The sequence below is a fragment of the Paenibacillus polymyxa genome, from assembly GCF_001719045.1.
Taxonomy (GTDB): Bacteria; Bacillota; Bacilli; order Paenibacillales; family Paenibacillaceae; genus Paenibacillus; species Paenibacillus polymyxa_B.
Window position 1 is genome coordinate 3,661,820 of sequence record NZ_CP015423.1, and the last position, 12,039, is coordinate 3,673,858.

General features: G+C 47.7%; 11 protein-coding genes. All 11 read left to right on the forward strand.

Annotation, left to right across the window (positions count from 1 at the left end; translation table 11 throughout):
- The first annotated feature begins 2 nt into the window (after positions 1–2).
- The 11 genes from AOU00_RS16355 (at position 3) to AOU00_RS16405 (ending at position 12,015) form a co-directional block, all read left to right on the forward strand.
- Entirely contained in the window at positions 3–326 is a 324-nt protein-coding gene (locus tag AOU00_RS16355; RefSeq protein ID WP_061831541.1) for a hypothetical protein, read from the forward strand.
- 138 nt (positions 327–464) lie between these two features.
- The gene (gene uvsE, locus AOU00_RS16360; RefSeq protein WP_061831542.1) at positions 465–1,466 is read left to right on the forward strand and encodes a UV DNA damage repair endonuclease UvsE; all 1,002 of its coding nucleotides are present in this window, start codon (positions 465–467) and stop codon (positions 1,464–1,466) included.
- Between the two features lie 174 nt (positions 1,467–1,640).
- Positions 1,641–2,507 carry an inositol monophosphatase family protein gene (locus AOU00_RS16365; protein ID WP_061831543.1) on the forward strand — a complete coding sequence of 289 codons (867 nt, stop codon included), beginning with the start codon at positions 1,641–1,643 and terminating at the stop codon, positions 2,505–2,507.
- Between the two features lie 37 nt (positions 2,508–2,544).
- Positions 2,545–2,787, forward strand: a complete 243-nt coding sequence (locus AOU00_RS16370; RefSeq protein ID WP_029515768.1) for a hypothetical protein — start codon at positions 2,545–2,547, stop codon at positions 2,785–2,787.
- Positions 2,788–2,953: 166 nt separating this feature from the next.
- Positions 2,954–4,684, forward strand: coding sequence for a sensor histidine kinase (locus AOU00_RS16375; RefSeq protein WP_172828342.1), 1,731 nt, complete (start codon positions 2,954–2,956; stop codon positions 4,682–4,684).
- Complete coding sequence (locus AOU00_RS16380; protein ID WP_069291102.1) at positions 4,662–6,224, forward strand: response regulator transcription factor; 1,563 nt, start codon at positions 4,662–4,664, stop codon at positions 6,222–6,224. Before AOU00_RS16375 ends, AOU00_RS16380 begins: the two co-directional genes overlap by 23 nt.
- A gap of 174 nt (positions 6,225–6,398) precedes the next feature.
- Positions 6,399–7,691 (forward strand): ABC transporter substrate-binding protein, encoded by a 1,293-nt coding sequence (locus AOU00_RS16385; protein ID WP_069291103.1) that lies wholly within the window; start codon positions 6,399–6,401, stop codon positions 7,689–7,691.
- 237 nt (positions 7,692–7,928) lie between these two features.
- Positions 7,929–8,837: a carbohydrate ABC transporter permease gene (locus AOU00_RS16390; protein ID WP_023987015.1), complete on the forward strand. Its 909-nt coding sequence runs from the start codon at positions 7,929–7,931 to the stop codon at positions 8,835–8,837.
- Positions 8,838–8,842: 5 nt separating this feature from the next.
- On the forward strand, positions 8,843–9,682 hold the full coding sequence (locus tag AOU00_RS16395) for a carbohydrate ABC transporter permease (protein ID WP_023987016.1): 840 nt from the start codon (positions 8,843–8,845) through the stop codon (positions 9,680–9,682).
- Between the two features lie 113 nt (positions 9,683–9,795).
- Entirely contained in the window at positions 9,796–10,908 is a 1,113-nt protein-coding gene (locus AOU00_RS16400; protein ID WP_061831546.1) for a rhamnogalacturonan acetylesterase, read from the forward strand.
- A 72-nt stretch (positions 10,909–10,980) separates the two neighbouring features.
- Complete coding sequence (locus AOU00_RS16405) at positions 10,981–12,015, forward strand: glycoside hydrolase family 88/105 protein (RefSeq protein WP_069292064.1); 1,035 nt, start codon at positions 10,981–10,983, stop codon at positions 12,013–12,015.
- Positions 12,016–12,039: the final 24 nt, after the last annotated feature.

A 12,039-nucleotide genomic window follows, 5' to 3' on the forward strand; every position in this document is an offset into this window, starting at 1 on the left:
ACATGGGCTTTCAAACTGAATTTAACTCCGTGTGCAAATTCAAGAGCGAACAAGAACTATACGAACTGCTGGAATACGGACGTGGCAAAATGGTTAAATCCGGGCTGCGCGTGTTTCCGACAGGCCAGAAGGTCATCGCTTACAACGTGGACAACGTGGCAGTAGCCATCGTGCAGATTATGGGCTGTATCGCCGAAATTAATTTCCAAGGCGATGAAGTGACCGAAGTTGAAATGATCCTCATTCGTAAGCTGAATGATGAGGAATCAAGAATTCAGACCGCATTGGCGGATGAAATGTTTTTTGGAGCACAGCAGCAATCCTAGCTGTTTTCTTCTTGCAATTTGTGCGATAACACCGAATCAGCAGGTGCATTTCCGGGTATGATCAGTAGAAAAGGGGTTTAGGTCACTGAACCAAAGCGACCTTACCATCTACTGCGACTGCTGAAAGGAAGACACTCTATGATCGTAAGGTTCGGTTATGTAGCCATGTCGGTTACCGTTCAAAATGCATCCCCCTCTAAAACCATGACATTGAGCAGCTTTAACAAGATTGGAGACCGAGAAGCTGCAATCCGCAAGCTAGAACGGATAGCAGCCGAAAATCTCCATAATACTTTGAGGCTGCTGCGCCATAATCGCGCGAGTGATATCCAGGTCTATCGTTTCTCATCCAAGCTGATTCCGCTCGCGACCCATCAGGATCTGCGGGATTGGGACCCTTTTCAGGCGCTCGCTGCTGACTTTGCAGAGGTTGGGAACTATGTCAGGGCGAATAAGATGAGGGTATCGTTTCACCCCGATCATTTTACAGTGTTAAGCACTCCCCGTCCTGAGGTGTTGCAGAGCTCCATTAATGATCTGAAGTACCACAAAGCGATGCTGGAGGCCATGGGACTGGGTGCCGAAGCTAAGAACAACATTCATATTGGTGGTGCATACGGAGATAAGGTGACCTCAGGCCAGCGTTTTGTAGAGCAGGTTAGTGCTCTGGATCTTTCGTTAAGAGAACGGTTAACGCTGGAAAATGATGATAAAACATTCAATGCGGTGGAAACGCTGGAGGCTTGCAAATTGACGGGGTTACCGATGGTTCTCGATATTCATCATCAATGGGTGAATAATGAGGGGGAAAAGCCGTGGGAGCTATGGCCGGATATTTTGGATACCTGGAAAGGGGAATTGGCCCAAGCCGGATCTTCTGTGGATCATCCATTGCCGCCCAAAATCCATGCGTCCAGCCCCAAAAGTGAAAAAGATCCCCGGGGCCATGCGGACGGTGTTCTAGTGGAGCCGTTGCTTACCTTTTTGCGCAATATTGCCGGATATACGGATCGGATTGATGTCATGCTTGAAGCCAAACTTAAGGATGAAGCGTTATTCGGGTTGATGAATGAACTGCGCCTTCAGGAAGCTAATGGGGTTAAAGTGCTGGATGGAGCTTCCGTAGAAATTATGCCTTAGAAAGTAGCATTTTGCGGATAAAGCTCCCATTTAGAGAAACTTTATGCAGATTATTGTGTATACTAGAATGTGTAAACTAGCAAACTTGTACTGAAACAGAGATGGTTAAGAGACTGTGTTGTAGAGCAGCTTCGTAAACCACGTAACAATGATATAGAAAGTAGAGTGAACACGTTGAACGAAAATGAAAACGAAAAGGTTCCCTATATCGTATCAGGAAAAAGCTATACTGCCGTGGCTATTAACGCGGCATCCAAAGCCGGGGAATGGATTAAAAGCAGGCTGGGAACTGTTGAACATTTGAATACCAAACAGTCTCCTACGGATCTAGTGACCGAGGTAGATAAAGGTGCAGAGCAGATGATTCGCAGACTGATTCTGACCCATTTTCCCGATCATGCTATTTTGGGTGAAGAGGGTGTAGAGCCGGGAGCCGAAGCTTCGGCCCGCGCATTAGAGGCTGCCCGTGAAGAGGAATATCTATGGATTATTGATCCGGTAGATGGGACTACCAATTTTGTGCACAGTCTGCCGTATTACAGTGTGTCAATTGCCTTGGCCCATCGTGGAGAGGTGATTGTCGGGGTTATTTATGATCCATCCCGTGATGAAATGTTTGTAGCAGAAAAAGGAAAAGGCGCATATGTACATGGCAATCGCATGCAAGCATCGAGAGAAGAAACACTGGGAGATAGTCTGGTGTGCGTCGGCTTCCCGCCGGATCGTACGTATGCACAACCGCTAAATATGAAAATTACGCAGGTTCTTACACCTCAGGTACGCGGCATTCGGGCGCTGGGCTCGGCAGCATTGCATCTGGCTTATGTAGCATCAGGACGGCTGTCGGCCTATTGCGAAATTGGTTTGAATGCGTGGGATGTGGCAGCGGGCGCTTTGCTGGTGCAGGAATCAGGCGGCACCATTACCGATACATTGGGCAGACCTTATGACCTGAGTGTACGGCATATTGCAGCGACGAATACAGCTATTCATTCTCAACTTATTCAAGTGCTGAAAGAAGCAGACGCAACCGGATTATAATTCTACGTAGAACATCATCATGAAGGAGGAAATCGCGATGAGCCAATCCGAAGAATTGGAACGCCAGCTCAGTGAACTGCTGACGGAAGGCGAAATTCGTGAGAATGAGGCCCAGAAGCGGGAAAGACTCAGTCCTAAATATGAGGTGCGGGTTCAGACTCATATCGATCCCATTGTTGAGGAGACACGTAAATACCGGAGTATGGCACGGGAACTTGATGACCGATACGACGAATATATGAGCAAGGCGGACAAATCGAAACCAACCGATCAACGCTAAGCAAATACAAATACCTCTTGCCGAATGACCAAGGCATGGGGTATTTTGTATGATATATAAAGTTTTCTCCATTTTGGGCTGGACCGGGCAGGATGAGCGAAGGAGGCGACATTCACTGATTACCTACTTTAAAAGCGCTTACAAAAATGCTGGAATCCATCATAAAATGGTACTGCTGATTACGGTGCTTATGCTGGTTAATTTTGCAGTTGTTGCAGTCATACTTAAGTACGTATTTCATATTTATGATAATCAAATGTACAAAAAAACATCCGAAGTACTCAATATTTCTTCAATCGGCATAGAAAATGAGCTGAAGGATGTGGAAAAAGTTACTTTCAAGGTAACAACGGACGAGCAGCTTCAACGTTATTTGCTGCAATTGGAAAAGGAAACGTCACCTTATACCAAAATGGTGCTGCGTAAAAAAATAACGAATAGGCTCGTCGCCTTTGCCGGCTCTGAGACCTATGTCTATTCTATGATAGTAATCGATAAAGAGGGACAGGTCATGAGCGCGGGCAACCGCGAAGGTATTCCCCAGGAGCTTCGATCCACCCTGTCGGAGCTGGCAGACGAACATGACGGTTCCAATGCATGGTATGCGGCAGGTCATTCCTCCTTGCTGGCAGCTCGGCAGTTCAAATCCTTTACCGATTCCAATTTTACACTGAATGGGCTCGGAACGCTTGCGATTCGTGTGCGAATTGACCGGATTGTAGCGGATCGTGTGCAGACCTCCGGCCGTGACGGACAACTGATGATTACAGATGGAAGACGGATGATTTATCCCGAAACACCACTTTTGAGTGAGAGTGATATCCAGGCGGAGCTTGGCCGAAAGCAGCCTTACGGGATTGCGACCTACTCAGGAGGAACCTTTTTCGCTGCTCAAATCAAATCCTCTTATACGGGGTGGACGTATTTGCATATGACCCCCTTCGATGATATGTTTCGCAGTATTACGATCATTAAAGAAGTTGTAAGCGCTATTTTTGTAATTATGCTTCTTATCGCATTGGCACTGGGGGCTAGGTTGTCAGGGAGCATTACCAAACCGATTGTTCAATTAATTCAGAACATGCGTAAAATAGAAAAAGGCGATCTCGACCGTTTGGAAGAAGAAGCACTTGGCGCGGTCCCCCTTTCCACACAGGATGAGGTAGGCTTGTTACATCGGACATATAAGAAAATGATTCGCCGCATTCGTGAGCTCATTAATGAGAATGTTGCCAAGCAGCTATTACTGCGGGAAACAGAGCTAAAGGCATTACAGGCACAGATTAATCCACACTTTTTATACAACACGCTGGAATCCGTGAACTGGCTCGCCAAGGCCAATAAGCAGGATCGGATTTCAGAGATGGTGGAAGCACTTGCTTTTCTATTGCGTAGTGCGGTCAGTTTTGAAGAGCAGCTGATTCCGCTTCGAAAAGAACTGGATATTGTAAGGAGCTACGTAACGATCCAAAAAACACGTTTTGATGAACGTCTCGTTTTCCATCTGGATGTCCCGGAAGAACTGATGGATGCACAAATTCCGAAGCTAACGCTTCAGCCCTTGGTGGAGAATGCCATTCATTATGCGCTGGAGCCGCGAATTGAACCCTGTCGGATTGCTATTATTGCGAGAGAAAGCGAGGGGGCTTTATTTCTACGAGTTGAAGATGACGGACCCGGAATGACGCCGGATTTCTTGGAAAAGCTGCGGAGCGGGCAGGTCCTGACTCGTGGGCAGGGCATTGGACTTACGAATATTCAGGAACGGATTAACCTGACATTTGGTACATCTTGGGGGATAGAGCTGCATAGCGAGTCAGGAACAGGAACGTCGATTCATGTCTGTATTCCATATGTGAAAGGGGATCAGGGTCGTGTACAAGGTGCTACTGGTTGATGATGAGCGTATGATTTTGGAAGGCATATCACAGGTGGTTGATTGGGGTAAAGCGGGAACGAGATTGGTTGGTACGGCACGTAACGGGATTGAGGCTTATGATCAGATTCAGGCCAGCCCGCCTGATTTTGTGATTAGCGACATCTCTATGCCTGGATTGGACGGCATCGGACTGGTTGCCAAAACGACGGAGCATTTTCCAGACGTCCGTTTCATTCTGTTGTCTGGTTACAAAGATTTTGATTATGCCTGTCGGGCCATGCAATACGGGGTGAAGCACTACTTGTTGAAGCCATGCAATGAGCGGCAAATTCATGAGGCTCTGACCGAGTTGGGGCAGGAGCGGGAGGAGCAGGAAGAACGCAAGCAGTTTGTAAACCGGATGAAGCTAGATTTTCAGCGTATGCTGCCTCATGTGAAGGAACACTTTTTGAAGGAGTTTATTTCCTATAAAACTTACGGTAGCCGTGATATCGCATTTTATGAGCGGTTATTCGGAATTGAATTGCAAGATAAGCAGGTTCGAATGCTGCTGCTGCGGGTGGAGGAATCCCATGAGCCGGAGCATTTGTTTGCATTGCAAAATATAGCGGCAGATTTGATGGATAATGTCTTGCTCAGTACGACCATGCAGGGGCAATTGCTCATCGTGCTGGAAAGTGAGGAGGATGACACGTCACGGTTTATGAAACAGATTGAAGCGGTACGTGCGACATTTCATCGCTTTTACAAGCTGGAGGTAACAGTCGCAGTTAGTGAGTCGGATAGTATGCAGCATTCACGGGGGATGTACCGGGAGACACTGCATTGTATGAATCACCGTTTTTACACCGGGGAGGGCAGTTTGATTACGAAGGAGGATTTAGCGGCTGAGGATACCCGGGAGATGGCAGATTTGGAGCTGGACGAGGAGAAGTTCGGTCTGCTAATCAAGGCTGGAAATACGGTGGAGGTTGCACAGGAAGTGGATCGGTTGTTCGGTATTCTGTCCCGGATGAAGCTGGAAATCTCCGTGACCCGCTCCTATGTGCTTCAGCTCTATGCCGCTATGATCCGTATATGCCCTGAAGAAGAGCGTGCGGCGTTTACGAGCCGAATGGTGGTGCTGGCAGAGCAAAAAACGCTGGCATGTCTCAAATCTTTTGTACAGGAAGCTGCCGAACGAATGACCGCAATCTATTATAAAAGTAATGTGTATCGCCAATCTTCCACCGTTGATAAAATGATCACTATTATTGAGCAAAACTACAGAAAATCCGATCTGTCGCTGAACGGAGTGGCAGGTCAAATGCTGTATATGAATTCCGACTACTTAGGAAAAATTTTCAAAAAAGTGACAGGCGAAAACTTTTCACACTACGTCAATCGTTATCGGATCGAACGTGCGGCTGAGCATATTCGAGAGACCGGAGACGTGAAGGTGTTTGAGCTGGCCGAATGGTTCGGCTTCGGTGGGAACGCGCAATATTTTAGCCAGGTGTTCAAAAAGTGGGCGGGTATGACGCCTTCCGAGTATATTAAATCACATGAACGGGGATGAGCTGATGGCCCCCACTGTTTTTTAAACCTAGGAAACCTGATTTGTGTATTCCAATGTTTCTCTGCTTTTGGGAAAATAACAACAGGAGCTAATGTAAACGCTATCAAAATTGCGTAAATGCGTTGTCACTCGTGATTTGGCTCCTTTCTAGAACAGCGAAAAGGGGAGAGATAGGTGGGCAAAAAGGGATGGTTTCTGATCATAGCGATGCTGCTCGTTTTGACGACGGCATGTAGCGGAGCGGACGGCGGCAGCAATTCGGGCACAAGTGCAGACGGGAAAGTAAAGTTACGTATCGCTTGGTGGGGATCGGATACGCGTCATGAATACACGCAGAAGGTCGTTGATTTGTATAAGCAGAAAAATCCAAATGTAACGATTGATGTGGAATATGCCTCTTTTGATGACTATTGGAAAAAGCTCGCCCCGCAGGCTGCGGCTAATCAGTTGCCTGATATCGTGCAAATGGACATTTCGTACATTAGCCAATATGCGAAAAATGGTCAACTGGAGGATCTCGCGCCTTACTTGAATCAAAAAATTCAGGTCGCTGATGTGACCGAAAATGTACTCAAAACCGGCGTAATTGCTGGAAAGCAATATGGTATCCCAACCGGTGTCAATGTTCTGGGTTTCCAGTATGACCCGGCGCTGCTCAAAAAAGCAGGCATAGACAAAATTCCTGACAACTGGACATGGGATCAATACAAAGAACTGGCTTTAAAAGCGGGTTCCAATAAAGTATACTTTGACAGCTCGATGGCTGCTGATATTTTCTTCCACTACTATTTGCGTACGCAAGGAAAGACTCTCTACAATGCGGAAGGAACAGGATTGGGGTATGACGATGATAAGCTGTTTGTTGACTTCTTCAGCGGATTGGCTGATCTGATTAAGAAGGGAGCGACCCCACCTCCTGAAATTATGAACCAGACCAAGGGGATTCTTGAGGAATCCGATATCGTAAAAGGAACAGGCATCGGCATTTGGCAGTGGTCCAATCAGTATGTGGGCTTACAGCAGGTTGTTAACCGCCCAATGGCACTGGCTCCAATGTTTGGGCCGAATATGGAAAAAGGAGTATACATGCAGCCTACGATGTACTGGACGGTTGCTTCCCGTTCACAGGTGAAGGATGAGGCCGCAAAGTTTATTGATTTCTGGATGAATGATGTAGAAGCGAATAAATTGATTAAAGGCGAACGGGGCGTGCCGATTTCCTCCAAAATCAAGGAGGCTGTTGCGCCAGAGTTAAGCGAGCCTACGAAGCAGGTGTTTGAATTTGTAGCTTCCATGGAGCCGAAGGCTTCTCCAATGAGCCCGCCGCCACCAGTCGGATCGCCGGAAGTGATTGCGACTCTGACCGATTATATTGAGCAGGTCAATTTCGGACAGATGACGGCTGAAGACGCAGCGGCCAAATTCCGGGCTGATGCGAATACTATCCTTGCGAATAACAAGCAATAATGAGCGCAATGAGACCTTTAGGGTATCTGACATCGTTTTAGCATAAGAACGACAAGATCGAAGGAACGTTTCGTTAAGTTAACCGTGCGTAGTCCAAAGCATGATTGCGCACGGTTGATTCGACGAACCAACTGCATAAGCACCCTTTGCAGACATCACAATAATATTCATATAACAACGAATTATTAACAACATAAAGTTTTTCTATTTCTTTAAATGCAACAGAAGGGAGGCTTGATGAGCTTGCGAAATCATCAGAGCTTGAAAGCCAATATGACCGGATATGCGTTTATCAGCCCGTTTATTGTGGGCTTTCTGGCGTTTACGTTAATTCCAATGTTTATTTCGCTGTATCTGTCCTTTACCACCTACAACCTGTTCACTCCGCCCAAATGGATTGGTCTGGGTAACTTCGAAAAAATGTTCACAGGCGACCCGAAATACTGGAATTCGATCAGGGTCACGTTTACGTATGTGCTGGTCGGAGTACCGTTGCGACTGATTTTCGCGTTGTTTGTGGCTATGATTTTGAATACCAAATCGCGCATGGTCGGCACCTATCGGACAATGTACTATCTGCCGTCGATTATCGGAGGTAGCGTTGCGGTATCCATTATGTGGCGGAACATTTTCAGTAATAACGGCATAGTGAACAGCCTGCTTTCGACCTTAGGGGCGACTCCGGTGAAATGGTTTGGTGATCCGGATGCTTCGCTTACGATGCTGATCACCCTGTCCGTATGGCAATTTGGCTCCTCCATGCTGATTTTTCTGGCAGGTTTAAAGAACATTCCTGTTGAATTGTACGAGGCGTCCAGTGTAGATGGCGCTAAGCCAGTACGAAAATTTTTCAGTATTACGCTACCGTTGCTTAGCCCCATTATTCTATTTAATCTGATTATGCAGACGATCAGCGCTTTTATGACCTTTGTCCCGGCTTATGTTATTTCTAAGGGCGAAGGAGGCCCGATGGATGGAACGATGCTGCATTCACTGTATCTGTTCCGGCAGGCATTTATGTTCAGCAACATGGGATATGCGGCAGCCATGGCTTGGGTCATGCTCATTATGATTGGGATACTGACAGCGATTTTATTTATAACCTCCAGATACTGGGTATTTTATGAAACGGAAAAGGGGCGCTGATACCGATGGCATGGAAAACAGTCAAATGGCCAATTTATCACATACTGGTTGCTGCACTGGCGCTCCTGATGCTGTATCCCGTTTTTTGGATGCTGTTCAGCTCGTTTAAAGAAAGTCGGACGATATTCGTCACGGCATCCTCGCTTTTCCCTACTGAATGGATCTGGCAAAACTATGTAACAGGCTGGAAAGGGACAACTGGCTACAACTTTGGCACGTACATTCTAAACTCGCTCACGATTGTGGTGATTTCAACGATTGGAGCTGTGCTTTCCTCTTCTTTGATCGCATTTGGCTTCGCACGCTTGAAATTCAAAGGGCGTAACTTGTGGTTTGCTTTGATGATGGTGACACTTATGCTACCAGGGGATGTGGTACTGGTACCGCAATATATTATTTTCACCAAGCTCGGTTGGATCAATACGATCTTACCGTTGGTGGTACCCTCCTTTTTCGGGATGCCGTTCTTCATCTTCCTGATGGTGCAGTTTATACGGACGATTCCAGCAGAGTTGGATGAAGCGGCGACGATTGACGGATGCGGCAAGTTCCGGCTGTATTTCAGAATTATTTTACCCTTACTCAAATCGTCGTTGGCTACAGCGGCAATCTTCTCTTTCTACTGGAAGTGGGAGGATTTGCTTGGTCCGGTACTGTATCTGAATTCGCCGGAGAAATATACCGTATCTATTGCACTCAAGATGTTCCTCGACAGCGAGTCGGCTTCCAACTGGGGAGGAATGTTCGCGATGTCTATCCTAAGCCTGCTTCCAGTTATCGCTGTATTCTTCGCATTCCAGAAGCAAATTGTAGAAGGAATGAGTACGAGTGGTTTGAAGGGGTAAGATCCAAAATCCATAGCGTGAGGATATGAAGCTTACGAGTGGAAATGGAAGGCATCCGGGTTTGTACGATTGAATGGACGGGATTTGAGGGCGATGGCTGAGAGGTGAGTAAATTGTGGAAGTTTGATTTTGGTCCGGGAGAGCCTGCGGATGGCTACAAGGGAGTGTCTCCGGATTGCTTATATACAACTGAACAGGGCTATGGCTTCGAGGCTACGGAGCATGTGTACGGTCGAAAAAGGCAGAGTGCAGCCAAGGATGCACGCACGCGGCTACGAAGCAGCTTTTGTATTCCACTGAACGCTGCATTTGTTGCAGATGTTCCAGACGGGATATATCTCGTCACCGTACTGGTCGGCGATTCACAGGCGGAAACGATCACGCGATTCAAGGCTGGTGAAGGTAAGCATATGCTGCCTCCAGTACACACGCTGCCGGGCCAGTTCACTGAAGCACTATTTGCGGTGCCTGTCCGGGGTGGCAAACTACGCCTCACCGTGTCAGGCACCGCGCCACGGCTCAATGCGCTGGAGATTGCGCCAGCGCCACAGACCCTCCGGCTATTCCTAGCCGGAGATTCCACGGTTACGGATCAGGACGCATCCGGCTATCCGTATACTGGCTGGGGCCAGGCTTTGCCCGCCCTGTTCAAGCATGATGTCTGCGTGGATAATCATGCCGTATCGGGACGAAGCTCCAAAAGCTTCGTGGGCGAAGGACGGCTGGATGTCATTTTAGGCGAAATAAAGGCAGGAGATTTCCTGTTCATCCAGTTCGGTCATAATGATCAGAAGCCTGATCCTGAGCGGGCTACAGAGCCTTTTACAACCTACAAGGAGCATCTTCGCCTCTACATCGACGGCGCAAGAAGCCATGGGGCAACCCCGGTACTGGTCACGCCCGTACATCGTCGCTATTTTAACGAGGATGGTACGCTATCTGACACACATGGTGACTATGTAACAGCGGTTCGTGAGCTGGCGGAAGAAGCGAATGCGCCGCTAATTGATTTGTCTGCCCGCACGCAGGAGTTATATGAGCAGCTAGGTCCCGAAGAGAGTAAAGAGCTTTTTATGTGGCTGCTGCCTGGTGAATACATGAACTTTTCCAGCGGCTTAGAGGATAACACGCATTTTCATGAGAATGGCGCGGTTCGTATTGCAGACATGGTGGTGGATGCTGTGAAGGAACTGGATTTGCAACCGCTGCGCATGTATTTACGTTGAAGGACGACCTTTTCATGTACCGGCGTCAAGGAGGTAACTCACGTGAAACTTACCAAAGGGGGAGACGTGGAAATGCCTGCATTGATTTTTGATGAAAAACAAGTTAAGCAGGTGATCGACCGGGTCGTAGAACGCACCTTTCAAATGCACTACAGCTGGGATTGGCCGGGCGGAGTCGCCTTTTACGGAGTATGCGAAGCGTATGAAGCGACAGGGAACGAAAAGTATTTGACCAAGCTGAAAGAATGGGTTGATGAAAATATTGAGGACGGACTTCCGTCTCTCTCGGTGAACGGCGTTTCTGTCGGGCACTGTTTGTTAACGCTTTATCAGGCCACAGGTGAGCAAAAATACCTTGATATTGCCATCGAGATGGCCGAATTTTTGGCCCAAAAAGCGGAGCGGTTTGCCGACGGCATTTTCCAGCATACGGTGAACTCACTTCATGATGTATTTCCGCAGCAAGCATGGGTGGATACGATGTTTATGGCCGGTTATTATTTGCTTCGTATCGGTCATCTGCTAGGGAACAAGGAGTATTGGGAGGATGGGGTTCGTCAATATCACGGGCATGAAGAATTTTTGCAGGACCCGGATACGAATCTGTATTATCACGGATGGGATCATGCGAATCAAAGCCGGATGTCAGGAATATATTGGGCGCGCGGCAATTCATGGGCAGCCCTCACGATGGCAAAAGCACTTAATTTGGTGGAGGTGCAGCATCCATCTTATATGATCATCGACGGCTCGCTGCGTGACCAGCTCAATGCGCTGGTGCGGCTGCAATCCCCGGAAGGGCTGTGGCATACGGTGCTGAACGATGATACCTCTTATCTGGAAACGTCGGGCTCGGCAGGAATTGCGACTGCCTTGCTTATGCAAGGAAGATTGTTTAACAAATACACCCAAAAGGCGATCGACGGTATTCTTTCCCGCATTAAGGACGACGGCACAGTAACGGGTGTATCCGCTGGAACTGCTGTGATGAACGATATTGACGGCTATCGAAATGTGCCATACAAACGCCTTCAGGGGTGGGGGCAGGGATTGGCGCTTGCTTTTCTGGCTCAACTGTTGCGTACCAAGGAGAATCCGTACGGCTAGAAGAAGGGGCATAAGCGCCAAAAA